The organism is Massilia aurea, from assembly GCF_040790145.1.
GTDB classification, from domain to species: domain Bacteria; phylum Pseudomonadota; class Gammaproteobacteria; order Burkholderiales; family Burkholderiaceae_D; genus Telluria; species Telluria aurea_C.
The window spans coordinates 135585-156719 of sequence record NZ_JBFMMP010000008.1; the positions used below are offsets into that span (position 1 = coordinate 135585).

Annotated in this window: 15 protein-coding genes; 6 read left to right on the forward strand and 9 right to left on the reverse strand. The window is 66.3% G+C overall.

Features of this window, described 5'->3' with window-relative positions:
* Positions 1-80 precede the first annotated feature (80 nt).
* From AB2N08_RS13730 to AB2N08_RS13745, 4 genes are all read right to left on the reverse strand, one after another.
* Positions 81-2447, reverse strand: coding sequence for a M1 family metallopeptidase (locus AB2N08_RS13730; protein ID WP_367611210.1), 2367 nt, complete (start codon positions 2445-2447; stop codon positions 81-83).
* A gap of 140 nt (positions 2448-2587) precedes the next feature.
* Complete coding sequence (locus AB2N08_RS13735; protein ID WP_367611211.1) at positions 2588-4036, reverse strand: serine hydrolase domain-containing protein; 1449 nt, start codon at positions 4034-4036, stop codon at positions 2588-2590.
* A 77-nt stretch (positions 4037-4113) separates the two neighbouring features.
* Positions 4114-5292, reverse strand: coding sequence for a GAF domain-containing sensor histidine kinase (locus AB2N08_RS13740; RefSeq protein ID WP_367611212.1), 1179 nt, complete (start codon positions 5290-5292; stop codon positions 4114-4116).
* A gap of 55 nt (positions 5293-5347) precedes the next feature.
* On the reverse strand, positions 5348-6397 hold the full coding sequence (locus tag AB2N08_RS13745; RefSeq protein ID WP_367611213.1) for a hypothetical protein: 1050 nt from the start codon (positions 6395-6397) through the stop codon (positions 5348-5350).
* Positions 6398-6590: 193 nt separating this feature from the next.
* Here AB2N08_RS13745 and AB2N08_RS13750 point away from each other — a divergent pair, with 193 nt between their 5' ends.
* Positions 6591-7292 carry a hypothetical protein gene (locus AB2N08_RS13750; protein WP_367611214.1) on the forward strand — a complete coding sequence of 234 codons (702 nt, stop codon included), beginning with the start codon at positions 6591-6593 and terminating at the stop codon, positions 7290-7292.
* 68 nt (positions 7293-7360) lie between these two features.
* Complete coding sequence (locus AB2N08_RS13755; RefSeq protein WP_367611215.1) at positions 7361-7681, forward strand: hypothetical protein; 321 nt, start codon at positions 7361-7363, stop codon at positions 7679-7681.
* A gap of 7 nt (positions 7682-7688) precedes the next feature.
* On the opposite strand, the gene AB2N08_RS13760 is transcribed toward AB2N08_RS13755, so the two are convergent.
* The 5 genes from AB2N08_RS13760 to AB2N08_RS13780 all read right to left on the reverse strand — a co-directional run bounded on the left by AB2N08_RS13760 (position 7689) and on the right by AB2N08_RS13780 (position 17405).
* Entirely contained in the window at positions 7689-9752 is a 2064-nt protein-coding gene (locus AB2N08_RS13760; protein WP_367611216.1) for a tetratricopeptide repeat-containing diguanylate cyclase, read from the reverse strand.
* Positions 9753-9983: 231 nt separating this feature from the next.
* Complete coding sequence (locus tag AB2N08_RS13765) at positions 9984-12833, reverse strand: PAS domain-containing hybrid sensor histidine kinase/response regulator (RefSeq protein ID WP_367611217.1); 2850 nt, start codon at positions 12831-12833, stop codon at positions 9984-9986.
* 76 nt (positions 12834-12909) lie between these two features.
* A complete protein-coding gene (locus AB2N08_RS13770; protein WP_367611241.1) occupies positions 12910-14667 on the reverse strand; it encodes an ABC transporter ATP-binding protein in 1758 nt (585 codons plus the stop codon).
* A gap of 85 nt (positions 14668-14752) precedes the next feature.
* Positions 14753-16534 (reverse strand): ABC transporter ATP-binding protein, encoded by a 1782-nt coding sequence (locus tag AB2N08_RS13775; protein WP_367611218.1) that lies wholly within the window; start codon positions 16532-16534, stop codon positions 14753-14755.
* A gap of 115 nt (positions 16535-16649) precedes the next feature.
* On the reverse strand, positions 16650-17405 hold the full coding sequence (locus AB2N08_RS13780) for a phasin family protein (protein WP_367611219.1): 756 nt from the start codon (positions 17403-17405) through the stop codon (positions 16650-16652).
* Positions 17406-17579: 174 nt separating this feature from the next.
* Between AB2N08_RS13780 and AB2N08_RS13785 the strand changes: the two genes are divergently transcribed.
* The 4 genes from AB2N08_RS13785 (at position 17580) to AB2N08_RS13800 (ending at position 21087) form a co-directional block, all read left to right on the forward strand.
* On the forward strand, positions 17580-18857 hold the full coding sequence (locus AB2N08_RS13785) for an amidohydrolase family protein (protein WP_367611220.1): 1278 nt from the start codon (positions 17580-17582) through the stop codon (positions 18855-18857).
* 86 nt (positions 18858-18943) lie between these two features.
* Positions 18944-19483, forward strand: a complete 540-nt coding sequence (locus tag AB2N08_RS13790) for a GNAT family N-acetyltransferase (RefSeq protein WP_367611221.1) — start codon at positions 18944-18946, stop codon at positions 19481-19483.
* Positions 19483-20007, forward strand: a complete 525-nt coding sequence (locus AB2N08_RS13795) for a GNAT family N-acetyltransferase (protein ID WP_367611222.1) — start codon at positions 19483-19485, stop codon at positions 20005-20007. The genes AB2N08_RS13790 and AB2N08_RS13795 overlap by 1 nt, the downstream gene beginning before the upstream one ends.
* Positions 20008-20088: 81 nt before the next feature.
* The gene (locus AB2N08_RS13800; protein WP_367611223.1) at positions 20089-21087 is read left to right on the forward strand and encodes a diacylglycerol/lipid kinase family protein; all 999 of its coding nucleotides are present in this window, start codon (positions 20089-20091) and stop codon (positions 21085-21087) included.
* Positions 21088-21135 lie beyond the last annotated feature (48 nt).

Here is a 21135-nt window from a genome sequence, read left to right on the forward strand (position 1 = left end):
TTTCTTCGTTGGCCCCAGATACGTCGTTCCCGCCTGCGCGGGAACGACGTATCTGGGGCTAACTTAATTGGGCATCTGCCTTACTGCGCAGGCGTTGGCGCGGCCTGCTCGTCCTTCGTCTTCAGCTTCGAATTGAAGTCGCGCATCAGGTTGTTCGGATCGCGTTCGGTCTTGAACAGTTCGAGACGCGAAGGCGTGGCCTTGCGTGGCCAGCTGTTGTTGCTGACGTCGACGTCGGCTGTTTCCCAGTACGGGTCCTGCGTCAGCGCGACGATCGGTTCATCGGTGACGAACAGCTTGGTGATCCTCAATGGCGAATAACGCCACACTTCGGCCGGGATGCGCTCGATCGTCTTCTGGCCGTTTTTCAGCGTCAGTTCCACCACCAGCGGCGTCACCAGCCCACCCACGTTCGAGAAGTCCACCAGCGTCAGGTGCTTGCCTTCCTTGAGCAGCGCCTTTTCCCAGTCTTCCAGTTCGGCCGTCGTTTCCGCGAACTTGTTGCGGTCCTTGTTGGTGACGGTGAACTCGTCGTTCTCGTTGTAGAAGTCCTTCAGCTCGGGATGCGCGTCGACGCGGCGCGGCATGCCCTTGTTGCGCTGGTCGGTGATCGACAGCGGTTCTTCCGCACGGCGCGCGCGCGCCAGGGCTTTCTCGACTTCCGGGTCCTTGGACGACACCGTGTACTCGGTGATGCCGTCGACGCTCACGTCCACCGCATCGGTGGTGTAGAACCAGCCGCGCCAGAACCAGTCGAGGTCCGTGCCCGAGGCGTCTTCCATCGTGCGGAAGAAGTCGGCCGGCGTCGGACGCTTGAATTTCCAGCGCTCGGCGTATTCCTTGAAGGCGAAGTCGAACAGCTCGCGGCCCAGCACCGTCTCGCGAAGCACGTTCAGGGCGGTGGCCGGCTTGGCGTAGGCGTTGTTCCCGAACTGCAGGACCGACTCGGAGTTGGTCATGATCGGCACCTGGTTACGGCTCTTCATGTAGGTGGTGATGCCGCGCGGGTCGCCGCGGCCACCCGGCCAGTTGGCTTCCCACGCTTCCTGCGCCAGGAACTGCACGAACGAGTTCAGGCCTTCGTCCATCCAGGTCCACTGGCGTTCGTCCGAATTGACGATCATCGGGAAGTAGTTGTGGCCCACTTCGTGGATGATCACGCCGATCAGGCCATACTTGGTGCGTTGGGAGTAGGTCAGTTCGCCGGTCTTCTTGTCCTTGCTGGGCCGCGGACCGTTAAACGAAATCATCGGGTATTCCATGCCGCCCACCGGGCCGTTGACCGAGATCGCGGTCGGGTACGGGTAGTCGAACGAGTACTTGTTGTACTGCTCGATGGTGTGGATGATCGCCTGGGTCGAGTACTTCTCCCACAGCGGATTGCCTTCCTTCGGGTAGTACGACATCGCCAGCACGTCCTGCTTGCCGCTCTTGACCGCCTGCGCGTCCCAGATGAACTTGCGGCTCGAGGCGAACGCGAAGTCGCGCACGTTCTTCGCCTTGAAGTGCCAGGTTTTCATCGCCGTGCTGCGCACCTTCTCGGCCGCTTCGGCTTCGGCCTGGGTGACGATGATGACCGGCTTTTTCGCCGTCTTCGCCTGTTGCAGGCGCTCGCGCTGGGCGGCGCTCAAGACTTCGCCCGGGTTTTGCAGCTCGCCCGTGGAGGCGACGATATGGTCGCCCGGCACCGTGATGCGCACGTCGTAGTCGCCGAATTCGAGCGTGAATTCGCCCGAGCCCAGGAACTGCTTGTGCTGCCAGCCATACACGTCGTAGTAGGCGGCCATGCGCGGGAACCACTGGGCAATCTCGAACAGGTCGTTCTTGTCGTCGAATTTCTCGTAGCCGGCGCGCCCGCCGAGAATCTTCTGCTCATTGATGTTGTAGCGCCAGTCGACGCTGAACGAGACCTTGGCGCCCGGCTTGAGCGGCTGCGGCAGGTCGATCCGCATCATCGTCTTGTTGATGGTGTACGGCAGCGCGCGGCCGCCGGAGTCCTTGACCGCCAGGATGTCGAAGCCGCCGGGGAAGGTGCGCTGCTCGAGCAGCGTGCGCAGGCCGTCGTATTTCAGGCCGGTCGTCGCGGTGCCGTTGGCCCACGCTTCGCGCGACGGCAGGATGGCGCTCTGGCGCGCGTCCGAATCGGTCTTGTAGATGTTCTGGTCGAGCTGCAGCCAGAGATATTTGAGCGTATCCGGGGAATTGTTATGGTAGGTGACCGTGCCGGCGCCGCTCAGCGCGCGGTTCGCTTCGTCGAGCGTGGTGCGGATCGTGTAGTCGGCGCGTTGCTGCCAGTAGGCGTGGCCCGGCGCGCCAGAGGCGGTGCGGATCGTGCCCGGTGTCGGCAGCAGCTCGTCGAGCTGGCGGAATTTGTCGTCGAAGGGTGCTGCGGCAAACGATGATGCGGCAAGGCATAGCGCTGCCACGCCGATAGGCAAACGAAACATGATTCCCCTGGATTTGTTGTTGAAATATGACAGGAATTCTAGCGTTGATATTCATCAACTGCTTAAGGTATTTGTAAAAAACCGGATACATGTGGCGCGCGCCACACCAATGGCGCGCGCACTTGCGTGTTAGTGCTTAATTAATACGTATCCGTCACGCGCGCATACGCGCGTACCGACGAGCCGAGTACGCTCAGGCCGCTGTCGGCATCGTGCGGGCGCAGTTCGAGATCGCGCGACAGCACGAACAAGACCTTGTCCGATTCGGCGTACAGCGGTTCCCATTGGCCCGCGCGCGAGTTGACCATCAACTGGCCCTTGCGCTCGGCGATCTCGAAATCGGGCAGGCCTTCATGCTTGTAGCGGCCCACCAGGCTGCGCCGCGTTTCGGGCGCCAGGGCGACGGCCTTGCGCAACTTGGTCTGGCTGCCCGCCCATTGGTATTCGTGGGCGATGGCGCGCATCAGGGCCGCCGTGATCTCCATGCCATTGTCGCCATTGGTCAGGATGACCGCGCCATTGCCGTCGGCGATCGAGGCATGCATGACCGTCTTGAATCCCTGGTTGCTGCCATTGTGGCCGAAGGCCTTGCCAGCGTCTTCGATGGCCAGCCCCAGCGCATAGTTGTTCTTGACCGGCTGGAGCATCGTGCGCGTCATCGCCGGCGTGAGCACGCCGCCCGCCTGGCCCGCTGCACCTTGCTGGATCGCGATCGCGAACTTCGCCAGGTCCTGCGGCGTGGTCCACAGGCCGGCGGCGGCCTGCTCGGGATGGGTGAAGGCGCCGCCGGGGAAGGCCTTGCCATTGCGGTCGTGCGGCCGGGCGGCAGTTGGCGCCAGCTCTGGCGGCAGCGGCTGGGCGAAGGTGCTGTCGGCCATGCCCAGTGGCGCCAGCACCAGCTCGCGCACGATCGCGTCAAATGGCTGGCCGGCGCGGTCGATCATCGCCTGCTGCAGCAACGTGTAGCCGCCGCCCGAGTAGCGGAAGGCCGAACCTGGCGCTGCATCGACCCGGATCGCCCTGGTGTTGGCAGGCCCGGCGCCATCGAGCACCTGCTGCAGCGTCGGCACAGGCTTGCCGGCGGCGTAGCCGGGGAAGCCCGAGACGCTCATGCCGCCGGTGTGCGACAGTAGCTGGCGCACGCTCGGTGTGCCGTCGCCCTTGGGCAGCGTCCAGCCAGTGAGCGCCTTGTCGATGCCGGCATCCAGATCGAGCCTGCCCTGTTCGACCATGCGCAGCGCCGCCATCGCCGCCACGGGTTTGCTGATCGACGCTGCCTGGAACAGCGTCTGCGGCGTGACGGCCGGCCCGCCGGTCCAGGCCACGCCGTAGCCGCGCGTCCATGCCACCTTGCCGTCCTTGATCACGGCCACGCTCACGCCCGGCACGTTCAACCGTTTCATCTCGTCGACCAGGGCCAATGGCGGTACCGGCACATCGGCCAGCGCAACGAGCGGGCGCAGGCCAGATTCGACGCGCGCGATGGCGGCGCTGCTGTCATCGGCGTGCGCGCCGGCAGCGGCCAGCGTCGCGATGCAGGACGCGAGGCACAGCAAGGAAGAACGGTATCGGGGCAGGGGTGAACGCATCGACTTCTCCAGGTGATTGCACAAATGGCAAACAGTATGGGTAGTCGCGGGCCGGCCGGCAAGCGATTCAGGAGGGGTTATACCGCCGGCATGCTGAAGGTGAACGTGACGTGCCCGTCCTGCGACGTGACGCCGATCGCGCCGTCATGGCCGCGCGCGATCTGGTCGACGATGTACAGGCCCAGGCCCAGTCCTTCGTCGCCGGCGCGCGAGGTGGCGCGCCAGTAGGGCTTGAACAGCTGGTCGATGATGGCCGGGGCGAGGTCTGGCCCGGCGTTGCTCACGTCGAGCACGAAGCTGGGGCCGTCCACGCGGGCGTTCACGTGGATCGGCTGCGCGCTGTCGCCATGCACCAGCGCGTTCTTGAGCAAATTGGACAGCAGTTGGCCAAGGCGCTGCGGATCGCAGCGCAGGGCGATGCCGCGCGCGATGCCGGATTCGATCGCGCGGTCCGGGTACACGCCGCGCAGTTCGTCGACCACCTGGTCGAGCATCAGGTGGACGTCGGCGCTGTGGCCCAGTTCGAGCGCCAGGCCCGAGCCCATGCGCCCGCGCGTGAAGTCGACCACGTTGTCGACCAGGCCCGCCATGCGCATGGCGCTGCTGCGCATGCGCTCGACGACCTTGTCGGTGGCCGGATCGGTGCTGCGGCGTTTGAGCAGTTCGGCGCCAGTCAGGATGGCGCTCAGTGGCGTGCGCAGGTCGTGGCCCAGCACTGCGATGAATTGTTCGCGCAATTCGGCCGTTTCGCGCTCGGACAGCAGTTCGGAACGTGTCTCTTTCAGCCAGCGTTCCGATTCGAGCTGGCGTGAAATCAGCTCGGCAAACAGGGTCAGGGCCGACACCGTGGCGCCATCGCTCAGTTTCGCCGGCGCCGGATCCAGGCCGCACAGGGTGCCGAAATACAGGCCGTCGGGGCGGAAGATCGGGATCGAAAAATAGCTCTGGAAGCCGTACAGGCGCGGCGTATGGTGATCGCGATAGCGTTCGCTGTCGCGCACGTTGTCAATGATGACGGGTTGACGCGTCTCGCGCACTTCTTCGCAGATGGTGGTGGTGACGTCGAGCGGGTCGCCCGGCTGCAGGCCGAAACCCAGCTTGTCATGCACGGCGCACGTGGTCCAGCTCGTGGCAGTCACGTGGGCGATGCACACGAAACCCAGCCCGGTCATGGTCGCTACCGTTTCCAGCACGCGCGGCACGGCGGCGATGGACTGGATTTCCCTGACGTGAAGAGCAACGGATGGCGGCATCATGGGGCCTCGATGAACAAGACCAGAATGATAACACCGGCGTTTCCGTGTTGCCGGATCAGGCCAGCCAGCGCCCGTCGGCATACACCTGGTCGTCGCCCAGGAACACTGCATCGGTCACCGCAAACACGTCGATGTGAAAGCGCGCATCCTTGCGCTTGAAGCCGGGCTTGGTGTACACGCCGTGCTTGGCGCCGAGCGACAGGTGGATGCCGCACATGCGCTCGTAGGTGCCGATATCGTCCACCCGCAGTTCGCGCGTGAAGGCGCGGTTCAGGCCAAAGCCCAGCTCGCGCACCCAGACTTCGCCTTCTTCCAGGCGGATGTTGTCGAGCACCTGCTGGAAGGCCGGAGTGGCGTTCTCGGTGCCGACCACGCGGCCCGCCTCGATCACCAGGGTCACCGGCACGTCGGGATGGTTCGACCGGTAATTGGTGTCGCCGAACACGTGGATCTGCACCCGGCCATGCACGGCCTCGAGATCCTGCGCCTCGGTGAATACCTCGCCGATCGGGAACTGGCCGCCGACGTTGTTCATCTCGCTGTAGTCGCCGATATTGAGCTTGGCCGATTCGAACGGCGAGGCGAAGGTGAGCGTTTCGCCGCCGCCGATCACGCGGCCATGCGGCGCGCGGTCGATCAGCGCCTTCAGTGCGCGCCCGGTGCCGCGGAAGTACGCCGGGTCGTAGGCCAGCGCATTGATATAGTGTTCGCCCTGGACGCCGGGCATGCGCGACAGGTGCACGTGCTCGATCACTTTCAGGTCGAGCTTGAACAGCTCGACGCGGATGCGGAAGCCGTCGAGGCGGAAGTTGGTCGACTGGACCAGCACCACCAGGTCGTGCGCGGCCATCGAGCGAAAGGCCGCCAGCACGGCGTCGGCCATGACGCTGTCGAAGTCGACGAACTCGGCGCCTGGCAGATTGTGCCGGTAGCCCGCCAGCAGCGCGCGCGCCAGCGGCGTGCGCGTGTCGTACACCACCAGCGCCTTGTGCGCCGGGCCGTGTTCGAGGGCGATCGAGAGCACATCCGCCAGGTGCGCGGTCGCGGTGTCGACGACGTTGGCGGGCAGGTCATCGTCGGAAGGGAGTGGGGCGGCAGAGGTCATCGGCGCGAGGCAAGGGAGGGCGAAGCGGGCATTATACGTTCGGTTGAACCTGGCGGGATCACGTGGCGCTACCGGGCGAACAGCGCGCCGCGCGAGCGTGCGCGGCGCTATGATGCCACCTTTGACAACGACGATAACAGCGGTTGGCAGGCCGTCTTTCGGCATTCAGGGCAACAGCGAAATACGGGACGACATGGCACACGGAGATTCCTGCATCAACACCGGCTGCGGCCGCGCTTTTCCCCACCCGGTCGATTTCTGTCCGTGGTGCGGCGCGGCGCAGGCGCCGGTTATGGCCAGGCCGGCGCCGCCGATCGTCGAGCGACCGCCCGCGCCGCCCGTGCCGGTCATGGCTGCGCCAATCATCCCGCCGCCGGCTCCAGCGCCTGCCCCACAGCCGCCGCCGCCGCCCATCCGCGCCAACCCCGCACCGCGTCCGGCCACGCCGTCCCGCAAACCGATCCGGCTGCGCTGGTGGCTGTTCGGCCTGGGCGCCCTGTGGCTCGCCTGGATGCTGACCAAGCCGACCGAAGCCCGCATCGAGCGCCGCATGGCCTCGAGCACGGCCCTGGCGAAGGAATGCAAGCCGAAGGAAGCGCAGGACGAGTTGATCGCCCTGCGCAAGACGCGCGCGACGCCCGAGCAGCTGCGCCAGGTGCAAAGTGCCCTCAATACGGCGGCCGCCGCCTGCACGCGCGCCGCGCAGCGCCGCACCGCATGGACCACCGCGAACAATGCCATCGAGCGCCTGCTGCACGCGGGCAGCCTTGACAAGGCGCGCAGCCGCCTGGCCACCTTCACGCGGCGCTGGGGCGAAGACGACCGCACGCGCGAGGTCAAGGCGCGCATCGACGCCGGCAAGCGCGATCATCCGCTGGCCGATCCTTCGCGGTAGCCTTGTAAGGACAGCCAGGCCGGCCTGCCGCGTGTATCATCGAGCGCGTTAAAAAAAAGGAGCGAAGCATGAAAGCCATCATGACGACCACGCTGCTGGCGTCGGCAATGCTGCTGGCGCTGGCCGGCTGCGGGCGCGACGACGATGACAAGGGCCCGGCCGAACGCATCGGCCAGGCGCTGGACAACGCCACCGCCGAGGTGACCAATTCGGTGAGGGATGAACTGGCGCGTGCCAACGACGCGGTCGAGGATGCGCGCGACAAGGTCGAGAATGCGACCGAGGAAGCCAGCCGTGGCCTGGAGCGCGCCACCGAAGAAGTGGGCAGGTCGGTCGAACGCGCGGGCCAGGAAATCCAGGAAAACGCCGGCGACGAAAAAGACGACTAGAGGACGACTAGGCGTTGGCGGCCCGGGGCATGTCGGCATCGCCATGCACGATCGTCATGTCGACGTGGCCCGAGCGCCAGGCGTGTTCCAGGTTCTGCTCGATCACATCGAGATTCACCCGCTCGCCATCGGCGAAGCCGCGCACGCCGTAGGCGCGGTTGCGGCCATGCGACTTGGCCATGTAGAGCGCCATGTCCACCAGGTTGACCACGCGTTCCCACGCCATCAGCTGCTTGCCGACAGCCAGCGGGAACGGTGCAAAGCCGATCGACACGTTCACCGTGATGCGCTCGCCGCCATGGTCGATGACGGTGGCGTTGATGCCGCCCAGGATGCGCGCGGCCACTTCGTCCATGCGGTGGCGCGGCACCGATGGCAGGAAGGCCAAGAATTCTTCACCGCCCCAGCGCACGATCATGTCGGTCTCGCGCAGGATCTCGGCCAGGCTGGCCGAGATCGTGGTCAGCACCGTGTCGCCGGCCGCATGTCCATGGGTGTCGTTGATATGCTTGAAGTGATCGACGTCGAGCAGGAACAGCGCGCCCACGCCGTTTTCGCCGGTCGCTGCCGGGATTGAGGCGGGCAGGGCGCGCATGTACTCGAGGAAGTGGCGGCGGTTGTACAGGCCCGTCAGCGGATCGCGCACACTCTGTTGCTTGAGTTCGTGGTTCTTGGCATGCAGTTGCGCGTTGGCGTGGCGCACCTTGCGGTACAACAGGCCCACCACCGCCGCCGCCAGCGCGAACACCGCGAGCAGCAGCCACCACACACGCTGCTGCAGGCGGCGGTTATCGATTTCGGCCGATTTGACCGTATTCTCGCTGCGCAGCAGTTCGATCTGGCGCTGCTTGCGTTCAGCCTCGTATTTTTCTTGCAGCTCGAGCATGGTCTGCTGGCGGCGCCGTTCGAACAACTCATTGGACAGCTTGCGCTCGCGATGATACGCCTGCAGGGCGCCAGTCTGGTCGCCCGCGCGCTCGAGCGCCACGCCGTATTCCACCAGCGCGGTTTGCAGTTCGGGGATGTCGCCCATTTCCTCGAAGCCGGTGATGCCGGTCTCGATATGGCGCTTGCCATCGACCAGGCGACCCGTGGCCAGCAAGGCCTGGCCCAGGTTCAGGTGGGCGAGCGCATCGAGCCGGCGGTCATTCAGCGGCTGCGTCGCTTCGATCGCCTGCTGCGCGTAGGTGACAGCCTGGCGGTAGTCGCCCATCTTGAGATACCAGTCCGACAGGTTGACCAGGGTACCGGCGACGCGCTTGGTGGCGCCGATCTTGCGCTCGAGCGCAAGGCCATCCTGCAGGGTGCGCAGAGCACGCTCGTTCTGGCCGGTGTCGATTGCCAGGCCGTACTCGATCCGCTTGAGCAGTGCCGTGCGCCCCGGCGAATTGGCGCTGGCCGCGGCAGCGTAGGCTTCGTCCAGCACATCGAAGCCTTTTTCGGGCTCGCGCATCTGGGAGTACAGGCGGGCCAGCGAGTACAGCGCCATCACGATGTGGATCGGATCGCCGTTCGAGCGCGCCAGGGAGGCTGCGTTCTGCAAGCCCTGGAGTGCGCGCGGCAGGTTGCCCGCCTCGGCATAGGCTTCGCCCGACGAAATCGCGGCGCGCACCCGCAGGTCGATGTCGTCGGTGGTGTTGGCCAGCCTCTCGGCTTCCCAGATCAGACGGTGGGACTCACCCGGACGGTGCTGCGCGAACGCGGCATACCCCTGCATCAGGAGACCCTTGGCGAGCGCGCCGGTGTGGTCGTGCTGGCGCCCGAGGGCGATGAGTTCATTCGCCAGCGCCACGGACTGGGCGTGCTGGCCCATGCCGTGGCGGGCGGCCGCGAGCTGGGTCAAGAATTCAATCCGCTGCGCGAGTGGGGCAACGCGCGCCTCGTCCTCGAGCAGTTCGAGCATCGGCAGGGCGCGTTCGGGAACGATGCGGTTGACTTCGCGGATCTCGGCCAAGCGCACGGCGAGCGGCGTATCATCGCTGGCGACTGCGCAGGCCGACGCAACGCAGAGCGCCAGGGCGGCTACGTAAAATCGGGTGCGCGACTGCGCGTGATGCAGGACAGCGAACATGCCGTGGTCTCATCGCACCGGGGAAACCGGCGAAAATTGGTTTGGGACATTATATTGCTGTTGCAAAGTAGAAATTCACTTTGTCGCGGAATGTCACAAAAATGACACAGCTTCAGGGGCGCCTGGCGTCGTGTTCACAGACTGGCAACGGTGCGTGCCCGTCAAGCTGCCGACCCATACCGGCCTGGCGCTGGGCTGGCGCTGGCTGCGCCGGCGCGCCGGGCAGCTGCATCAGCTGGAGCCGGCCTTGAGCCTGGCCGGTTTCTCGGCCAGTGTCGCCAGCAGGCGCGCCAGTTCGAGCGTGTCGACCGGCTTGACGAAGTGGTACGACAAGCCGGCGTTCAGGCTCGAGCCGCGGTCGGATTCCTGCCCGTAGCCGGTAATGGCGATAAACGTGGCGCCCGCGCCGTTCTTGCTGCCGACGCGCTGGCGCAGGCGCTGCGCCAGTTCGTAGCCGTCCATGTCGGGCAGCCCGATATCGAGCAGGAATACATCGACCGCCTCGGTCCGCACGCGCTCGAGCGCCGCATGCGGACTGTGTTCGGTAATCACATCGTGCCCGGCCGTTTCGAGGAACATCGAGAGCATCTGCGCCGCGTCGACGTTGTCGTCCACGACCATGATGCGCAGGTGCGGCCCGGCCGGCGCCGGCAAGCGGTGGTCCGGCGCCGGTAGCGCCTCGACGTCGCACGCCACCGCCGGCAGAACGACCTTGAATTCACTGCCCAGGCCCGGGCCCGGACTGCGCGCCGACACGGTGCCGCCATGCAGTTCGACCAGGCTGTGCACCAGCGCCAGGCCGATGCCAAGGCCGCCCTGCGAACGGTCCGACGAACGCTCGCCCTGCATGAACAGCTCGAACACGCTGGCGATCAGCGGCGGCGCCATGCCGATGCCGTTATCGCGCACGGTAAAGCTCACCTGCCCCGCACGTACAGCCATCGACAGCGCGATCTCGCCGCCTTCCGGCGTGTATTTGGCTGCATTGCCCAGCAGGTTGGCCAGCACCTGCACCAGGCGCTTCTGGTCGCCCCGCACAAAGGCCGATTCGTGCGGCGTGTGCACATCCAGGCTGTGGCGGCGCGCGGCGATCAGGGGCCTGGTCTGCTCGACCGCATCGGCGATGAGCTGTTTGCCGTCGAGGATGTCGTGTTCGAGCGTGATCAGGCCGCGCGTCACGCGCGAGACATCCATCAGGTCATTGATCAGGCTTGTCATGTGCTTGACTTGCCGGGTGATGATGCCGCTGGTCTGGCGCAGGCGCGCTTCATCGAGCTGCGCCATGCGCAGCAGGTCGGCCGCCGCGCCGATCGGGGCCAGCGGATTGCGCAGCTCGTGCGCGAGCATGGCCAGAAATTCGTCCTTGCGCTTGTCGGCGTCGCGCAGCTGGCGCTGGGCCACCTTGCGCTCGGTGATATCGCGGAAGAAAAACGCCATGCCGCCGTCAAGCGACGGGTAGATGCGCAGTTCCATCCAGGCCTGGCGCCCGTCCGGCCACGCGAACGGCGCGTCCCGGATCTCGGCGACGTGGGTGGCCAGCACGCGCCGGAACAGTGTATCGGTATCGTCGCCGTCGAGTCCGGGCCAGACGGCGGCGACAGGCAGGCCGACGATCTCGGCGCGCGTGCGCTGCGCCAGCCGCACGCCTTCGTCGTTCACCTGCTGCACGGCCAGGTCGGCGCCGACGATGGCAAAGCCTTCCTTCATGCTCGACAATACGTGCTGACTCAGGTCGCGCTCGCGCGTCAGTTCGGCCTGGGCACGGTACTGCAGCGTGACGTCGGTGCCTTCGATGAGGATGCCGGTGACTGTCCCTTCGGCGTCGGTAACCGGCTGGTAGATGAAGTCGATGACCAGTTCATCGAGGGCGGCGCCCGCCGTGCGCTGGAGCCTGACCGGCATGCCATGCGTGACAAACGGCACACCGGTGGCATACACCTGGTCGAGCAGTTCAAAGAAGCCCTGGCCCTCGACCTCGGGCAATGCTGCGCGCGCCGGCAGGCCAAGGATGTCGCGCTTGCCGATGAGCGACAGATAGGCTGCATTGGCCAGGTCGAACACATGCTGCGGCCCCTGCGTAACGGCGAAGAAGCTCGGCGCCTGGTCGAACAGCTGGCGCAGGCGTTCGATCTCGGTGGCCAGGTTCTGGCGCACGAGCTGCTCGGCGCGCAGGCGGCTGAGCACGCCCTCGATCTGGTCCAGGCTTTCGCGGGCCGACAGCACGTCGCCATCGGTCCAGCGGTATGGCGCGTGCTTGCCGATGATTAGCACCGTGCCCGCGCGGCCATCCTCGACCGTCGGCACGATCAGCAGCGCTGCAAGGTCGGGCAGCTCGGGCAGCTCGGGCAGCTCCGGCACCCGGGACTGGAGCGCGGCGTGCCCGCGCAGGTCGTCGATCCGCACCGGCTCGCCCGCCTCCAGCGCCGTACGCCAGGCCGCGTGGGGTTCTCCCAGCGAGATCATGCCCAGGCGCACGAACGGCGCAGCCAGGTAGTCGCTCAGCGCCAGGCTGGCCGCCTGCATCGCCGCTTCGGGCCCTGGCATCTGGCGCAGTTCCTGCGCCAGTTTCAGGCGAAACGCCTGGCGCCGTTCGAGGTCCATGCGCGCCGTGGTCTCGACGGCGGCCGTGAACATGCCGAGCACGGCGCCGGTCTCGTCGCGAATGGGACTGTACGAGAAGGTGAAGTGGGCCAGGCCAAGCGCGCCGTTGCGGTAGGTGTACAGTGGCAGGTCCTCGCCCCTGACCGCTTCGCCTTGCTGCATCACCTGCTCGACCATCGGGCCGATCGTGTCCCAGATCTCTTGCCACGAATCGAACGCAGGCGCGCCGAACCCGGTGATGTCCTTGTCGTCGCCGATGATCGGCTGGTAGGCGTCGTTGTAGAACTGGACCAGGTCGGGCCCCCACCAGACCGCGATCGGAAAATGCGAGTCGAGGCAGATGTTCAGGGCCAGGTTCAGGCTGTGCGGCCAGGTGGCGCGCGGCCCCAGCTTCGAGGCGCGCCAGTCATGCTCGCGCAGGCGGCGCGCCATCCGGCCAGCCTGGTTGAACGCGGGGACTGCGGCTGGCGGTGAAGTCATGGTCGAGGGAGAAGGCGGTGGAGCCCCATCATAATCTGTCGCAGGTAAAAGCCATGCACAATCGGTATCGCAACGCCTAAAGAGCGATTTGCTGCAACAGGTACAGGCGCTGGTACAGGCCACCGTCGATCCGCATCAGTGCTTCGTGCGGCCCGGCCTCGGTGATCCGGCCGTGATTGAGCACGATGATGCGGTCGGCGTCGCGGATCGTCGACAGGCGGTGCGCGATGGCGATGATGGTCACCTTGCCGCGCAATTCTTCCAGCGCCTCTTGCACCACCTGCTCGGTGGCGCTGTCGATGCGCGAGGTCGCTTCGTCGAGCAGCAGGATGCGCGGCTCGCCCGCCAGCGCGCGGGCGATGGCGATGAGCTGCTTCTGGCCCGACGACAGGCGCGAACCGCCTTCGCCCAGCTGCGTCTCGTAACCCTGTTCGAGCGCGCTGATGAAATCGTGCGCATGCGCGGCGCGCGCGGCGTCCATCAGGCGCTCGAGCGGCAGGCCGCGGCCCATGTCGATGTTCTCGCGCGCGCTGGCGGCCAGGATGAACGGGTCTTGCGGCACCAGGCCCACTTCGTTGCGAAAGCGCGCATTGCCGATCTTCGCCAGCGGCACGCCGCCGATCTCGATGCTGCCCTGTTCGACGACGTAGTAGCGCAGCAGGAGCGAGAGCAGCGTCGACTTGCCGCTGCCGGTGTGGCCGACGATGCCGAAAAACGCGCCCTGCGGCACGTCGAGCGACAGGTCGTGCAGCACCGGCTGGCCCGGCACATACGCAAATTCGACCTTGCGCACGCTGACCGCCGGGGCGTCGGGCGAAAACGCATTCTGACCGTGGACGCGGTCCGCGTCGTGTTCCGGCGCGCCCGCTTCATCGAGCAGCGTGTTCACGCGCGCGGCCGCCACCACGGCCTGCTGCAGGCCGCTGAACTGCATCGTGATCTGGATGAGCGGCTCGACCACGCGCGCGATATAGCTGACGAACGCGTACAGCACGCCCACTTCGACGGCGCCGATCTCGCGCTGGCCGAAGGCGAAGATCACCAGCGCCAGCAAGGCCACGTTGAGCAGATCCAGCGCGGGGCGTAGCAGGAACGCGTTCGCGCGCAGCTCGGCCAGGCGCGCCGTGTAGTGCGTGCGGTTGGTCACCAGGAAACGTTCGCCGAAGCGCAGCTCGGCATTGCTGGCCTGCAGCACGCTCATGCCGCCGATCGACTCGGCCATCTGCGCATTGATGTCGCTGCGCAGGGCGCGCGCGCGCGTGACGGCCGGCGCCGACAAGCGCTGGTACAGCCAGACGATGCCGACCACCGCCGGCACCAGCAACAGCACGATCAGCATCAGGCGCCAGTCGAGCCAGGCCATCGCAATCATCGTGCCGATCAACACGATCGAGTTGTCGAGCATGACGTACAAGACCTGGATGTAGAGCGTCTTGACTGCCTCGGTGTCGTTCGTCACGCGGCTGACCAGCTGGCCCGTGATGGCACGATCGAAAAACGCCATCGGCAGGCGCAGCACATGGCCATAGACCCATTCGCGCAGGCGCTGCACCGAACGCATCGCCACGCCGGACAGGCGGATCAGTTGCAGGTAGCGCACCCAGCTCGCGACCCAGCCGGTGACCACCAGGCCGCCCAGCAGCAGGGCCATCTGCGGCCAGTCGAGATTGCGCGGCAGCAGGTGGTCGTCGATCAGCGCCTTGCCCAGCAGCGGGCCGACCACTTCAAAGGCGGCCGCCAGGATCAGCCACAGCGTGGCGATGACCAGGTGGCGCTGTTCGGGCGCGGCGGCGCGGCGCAGCAGGCGCGTGGCCAGTTTCGCCTGGTCGCGCATGACGCCGCGTTCCAGGCTGTTGTCGGTTTTTGGCGGCGGTGGCGGTGGTGTGGTCGTCGATGCCGCGTTCGATTCCAGCGTTGCTTCAGGTTGCGTCAAGGCTGGCCTCCAGTTGTTGATAGCGCCACTGGCTGGCGTACCAGCCGTCCAGCAGCAAAAGTTCGTCGTGCGTGCCGGCTTCGATCACGCGCCCGGCGCGCAGCACCACGATGTGGTCGGCCGCGACCACTGCCGACAAACGGTGGCTGGCGATGATGGCGGCGCGTTCGGGGCGCGCCGCGCGCAGCTCGGCCAGGTGTTCGAGGATGCGGGTTTCGGTGCCGGTGTCCACCGCCGACAGGGCGTCGTCGAGCAGCAGCAGCGGATTGTCGGCCAGCAGCGAACGGGCGATCGCCACGCGCTGGCGCTGGCCGCCCGAGAGCGTGATGCCTTTTTCGCCGACCGGCGTGTCGTAGCCGTGCGGGAAGCGCAGGATGTCGTCATGGATGGCGGCCATGCGCGCCGCGCCTTCGATCTCGGCGCGCGAGGCGCCGGGCCGGGCCAGCGCGATGTTCTCGGCGATGGTGGCCGAGAACAGGAACGACTCTTGCGGCACCCAGCTGGTGGCGCCGCGCAGGGCGGAGAGGCGATAGGCGTCAAGAGGCTGCCCGGCCCAGCTCACGCGGCCCTGCTGCGGTGTCGCCTGGCGCAGCAGCACGCGCAGCAGCGTCGATTTGCCGGAACCGGTGGGGCCGACGAGGCCCAGCGTCTGGCCGGGCTCGAGGGTGACGGACACGCCGGCCAGCGCCGGCGCCTGTGTGTGTGCCGTGCCTGCATCCACGCCATCGTTCACGCCATACGTAAATGTGACGTCGTCGACCACCAGCGAACCCTGGCCAACCCGGTCGATCGTGCCGGTGTCTTCGACCGACAGCGGCGCTTCGAGCAGCGGCTGCAGGCGCGCCATGCCGGCGCGGCCCCGTTCGATCAGCGTGAGCACCCAGCCGGCGGCGAACATTGGCCAGATCAGCTGGCCCAGGTACATCGTGAAACTGGTCAGCGCGCCGACCGTGAGTTGGTTTTGCCACACCAGATAGCCGCCCAGGCCCAGCGTCAGGCCGGTGGCGGCGGTCAGGGCCAGGCCGACGGCCGGCTCATAGGCCGCTTCCCATTTCTGCGCGGTGAGGCTGGCCTTGGCCGCGTTGGCGGTCAGCACGCCGAACTGGGTCGCGCTGCGCTCTTCCAGGCCCAGGGCGCGCAGCGTGCGCACGCCCGACAGCGACTCTTGCACGTGGTCGTTCAGCTTTGAAAAGCCCTTGAGCGCATCGCCTTCGGCCTTGTGGATGTGGGTCGAGATGTACCAGAACGCCAGGCCCATCAGCGGAAACGGCAGCAGCGCGACCAGCGCCAGGCGCCAGTCGACGCCCAGGGTCATGATCCCCAGCACCATCACCAGCGTGAGCGTGCCGTCGAACGCGGCCAGCAGCGCTTCGCCGGCGGCCATCTCGATGGCGTCGATGTCATTGGTGGCCAGCGCCATCAGGTCGCCGGTGCGCTGGCGCTGGTAGAAGGCGGGGCCTTGCGCGGCCAGGCGCGCGTACAGGCGCGTGCGCAGCTCGACGCCGAGCTGGTAGGCGGCCGAGTACAGGCGGATGCGCCAGCACACGCGCAGCACGTAGATGGCGATGCCCAGGCCGATCACTTGCGCGATGCCGGTCAAGAGATCTTGCTGGCCCAGCCGGTTGGCGGCGAGGGCATCGACCAGTGCGCCGACCTTGCGGGGGATGAGGACCGTGCAGATCGCCACGCCGACGAGCATTACGGCCGATGAGGCATAGGACTGCCAATGCCGGCGCACGAAGCCGCCGATCAGCCTGGACAAACTCATTCGAATTCCTTGCTGTTGCGCCCGAAAAAAAAGCGGGCCAGAGCCCGCTAGTGTAGTCGTTTTACCTATCCGGCGCAGCGCAGTACCGTTGTCGAAGCGCTTGTCCAGCGAGGGATTACTTGCGGCGCCGGCGCGGCGTGGCGGGCGTCGGTGTCGCGTCGGGATCGCGCCGCTCGAGAGGCGCCGCCACCGGCTCGGCAGGCATGGCCGCCAGGGCGGCGCCGTTACCGGCGGCCTGGGCGATCGGCGTGGGCTTGGCCGGCGGTGCCTTCGGCGTGAGGGCCGGCGCGTCGTCCGGCGTCGTTTCTTGCAGCACGGCGGCCACCGCTTCGGCAGTCGGGGGCGTCTCGGGTGCGGCAGCCTGTGGTTCGGGTTCTGGCGCTGGTTCGGGTTCCGGCGCTGCGGCGACAGGTTCCGGCGCCGTGGGCACTGCGACCGCTTCGATCGTGCGCTCGGCCGCGAGCTGCGCGGTCTCGATGGCATCCTTGCCAGCATCGACCGCAGCTTGCGTGGCCTGCTCGAGCGGCGCCGCCAGCGTTTCGGGCGTCACGGTGCGCAACATGAACGGCTGGCCGCCCGTGGCGATGCCGAACAGTTCGCGGCTGTAGGCGAACAGGCTACGCACCTGTTCTTCGGCGTGGCTGCGCAGCACGGCGAGGTCGCGCGGGTCGCGTGCGCCGATCAGCTGGCGCGCGGTCTGGGTTGAGCGCTCGAGGACTTCGTGGGATGTGGACAGGTTCAGCGCCGTGATGCGGCTGGCGTTGTCGAGCGCCTGGGTGGCAAGGGCATTAAACATGGTGAACTGGGCGTTCACCGGTGCAGTCAGGTAGTTGTTCGATGCTGCGGACAACTGCTCGGAGAGTAAGGTCATGGAAGTTCCTATCTATCAAGTATGGCGCGCTGCAATAAAGTAAGTGTACCCACGATTGCAAGGCCGTGCAACGCAGTACCGGTGCTTATTTAACCCGGGTAATCTTGCATTGCAGCATTGTCGTTTTGAGCTGCCACAGTTGCTACAATCGAACAACATCTACCTGGAGTCATCATGGACCTCGTCATCCGCAACGCCACGCTGCCCGATGGCCGCACCGGCATCGACATCGGCATTCTCGACGGCCGCATCGCCGCGCTCGCGCCGCAGCTGGCAGCGCGTGGCATCCGCGAGATCGATGCGGCCGGCGACCTGGTCAGCCCGCCGTTCGTCGACGCCCACTTTCACATGGACGCCACGCTCAGTTACGGCTTGCCGCGCGTGAACGCCAGCGGCACCTTGCTGGAGGGGATCGCGCTGTGGGGCGAGCTGAAACCCCAGCTGAGCCAGGATGCGCTGATCGAGCGCGCGTTGCGTTATTGCGACTGGGCGGTGGCGCGCGGCCTGCTGGCGATCCGCACCCATGTGGATGTGTGCGACGACCGGCTGCTGGCGGTCGAAGCGCTGCTGGAAGTCAAGCGCCGCGTGGCGCCGTACCTGCATCTGGAACTGGTCGCCTTTCCGCAAGACGGCGTGCTGCGCAGCGCGAACGCATTCGCCAACCTCAAGCGCTCGATCGACATGGGCGTCGATGTCGTCGGGGGCATCCCGCACTTCGAGCGCACGATGGCGCAGGGCGCCGAGTCGGTGCGCCTGCTGTGCGAATTCGCGGCCGAGCGCGGCCTGCGCGTGGACATGCACTGCGACGAGAGCGACGATCCGATGTCGCGCCACATCGAGACGCTGGCGTACGAAACGCAGCGCCTGGGGCTGCAGGGCAGGGTGGCCGGCTCGCACCTGACGTCGATGCACTCGATGGACAATTATTATGTGAGCAAGCTGATCCCGCTGATTGCCGAGAGCGGCGTGGCGGCCATTGCCAATCCGCTCATCAACATCACGCTGCAGGGGCGCAACGATACCTACCCGAAGCGGCGCGGCATGACGCGCGTGCCCGAACTGATGGCGGCTGGCGTCGACGTCGCCTTCGGCCACGATTGCGTGCTCGACCCGTGGTACGGCATGGGCTCGGGCGACATGCTCGAAGTGGCGCACATGGGCCTGCACGTGGCGCAGATGACGGGACTGGAAGCGATGCAGTCGTGTTTTACCGCCATCACCGAGACGCCGGCGCGCATCCTCGGCCTGGAAGGCTACGGCCTGGCGCCGGGCTGCCACGCCGACCTCGTGATCCTCGATGCCGGTTCGACCGTCGAAGCGATCCGCCTGCGCGCGGTGCGCCGCTTCGTGCTGCGGCGTGGCCAGGTCGTGGCCGAAGCGCCATCGAGCGCCAGCCGTTTGCACTTGGCGGGCCGGCCTGACAACGCGGACTTCCGCCTCAGCCGTAGCTAGAATGTCAATATAGAGCGTGATAATTCGTGTATTTTCAGGCAAAATAGCGGACCGTCCTGGTTCTGGCACTCCTGTAGTAGGCTGTTGTGAAAGATATTGTCATTCGTCCGGCGCTCGAATCCGATTTCGAGTCGATCTGGACTATTTTCTGCACCCATATTGTCTCGGGTGAGAGCTATGTATTTACCACCGCGACATCGCGCGAGGCCGGTTATCAATACTGGCTGGGCCAAGGCGTGCGCAGTTTTGTCGCGGCGAGCGCGGGCGGGCGGGTGCTTGGCATGTACCGGCTGGTGCCGAACCAGGTGGGACGCGGCCACCATGTGGCCAATGCCTCGTTCATGGTCAGCCCGGCCGCGCAGGGCGCCGGTATTGGCCGCATGCTGGGCGAGCACAGCCTGGATCAGGCGCGCAGCCACGGCTATCTGGCGATGCAGTTCAACCATGTGGTCAGTACCAATGGCCCGGCCATCGGGCTGTGGAAGAAGCTCGGGTTTTCCATTGTCGGCACCTTGCCCAAGGCGTTTCGCCACAAGCGCCTGGGTTATGTCGATGCGTATGTGATGTACCAGTTGCTGCAGGATCCCGATCACTGGCCGACGGCCGACGACGCACCAGGAGTGTGATGGTCAGCTTACGTACCGAACGCCTGCAGCTGCGCCTCGTGACCGAGGCCGATGCGCCGTTCTTCCTGCAACTCGTCAACGACCCGGCTTTCATCGAACACATCGGCCAGCGCAATCTGCATAGCGTCGAGGCCGCGCGAGGCGCGCTGCGCGACGGCCCGATCGCCATGCAGGCCAGGTACGGCCATTCCCTCTATCTCGTCGAACCCATCGGGGGCGGGGCGCCGCTCGGGCTGTCGGGCCTCGTCAAGCGCGAATTCCTCGAGCATGTCGACATCGGTTACGCGTTCCTGCCCGAAGCGCGGGGGCAGGGTTATGCGCTCGAGGCGGCGCAGGCCGTGATGGCGCATGCTCGCGCACTCGGCATCGGGCGCCTGGCGGCGTTCACGGCGCCGGCGAACGCGGCGTCGATCACGCTGCTGCTGCGCCTGGGCCTGCGCTTCGAGCGCCTGGCCGTTTTGGCGCCGGACCAGCCGGCGGTCAACGTCTACATGGCCGATCTGGCGCCTGCACGCGACGGTTGAGTAACGCACCTAGCGGTGGCAATGCCGGTGATACGATGGCTGCATTCTCGATCAACCATCTTTTACCGAATCGACCCCGCGATGCCAGCCACCGAGTTGTTACCTGACGCTCCTTTCTTCATCGTCCTGAACGCGGGGTCGGGGCACGCCGAAACCGAGATGCGCATCTCCACCATCAACGAGGTCATGGAGGCGGGTGGCCGCGTGTGCCATCTTGAAGTAGTGGACGAGCCCGAGCGGCTCGAACAGATTGCGCGCGACCTGGCCGCAAAGGCCGTCGCCAGCAATGGCGTGCTGGTGGCGGCCGGCGGCGACGGCACCATCAATACGGTGGCGCACCAGGCGGTGCTGGCCGGTTGCCCGTTCGGCGTGCTGCCGCAGGGCACCTTCAACTATTTCGGGCGCACCCACGGCATCCCGGAAGACCTGGCCGAGGCGGTGCACGCGCTCCTGCGCGCCACGATCAAGCCGGTGCAGGTGGGCATGCTCAACGACAAGATATTCCTTGTCAATGCGAGTGTCGGCCTGTATCCGGCACTGCTCGAAGAGCGCGAACACGACAAGCGCGAATTTGGTCGCAGCCGGGTCGTTGCGTTTCTCTCGGCCATCAAGATGACGTTGCGGGCGCACCGCCACCTGCACATCCGGCTCGAGCTCGATGGCAAAGAGCAGCGCCTGCGCACCACAACACTGTTTGTCGGCAACAACCGGCTACAGATGGAACAGGTCGGCATGGAGCAACTGACCGACGCGGTCGAAGACGGACAACTGGCGGCACTGGCGCCCAAGCCGATGGGCAAGCTCGGGCTGCTGGGGCTGCTGGTGCGTGGTGCGCTGGGCAAGTTGGGCGGCGCCGACGACGTTGTCGCGTTTTCGTTCAAGCGCATGACGGTGCGCACGCCGTCGCTGTATGGGCGCAAGCGCTTGAAGGTCGCCGTCGATGGCGAGGTGAGCAAGATGGCGACGCCGTTCGAGTTTCGCGTGCTGGAAGGGCGGCTCAAGTTGTTGCTGGCGGCGCCGAAGGCTGACGTGAGGCCCGATAGCGACAACACCGTCATTCCCGCGAAGGCGGGAACCTAAGTTTTGCATGCCTGGTGGCGACGTTTAATGCTACCGGCGTGCTACGAA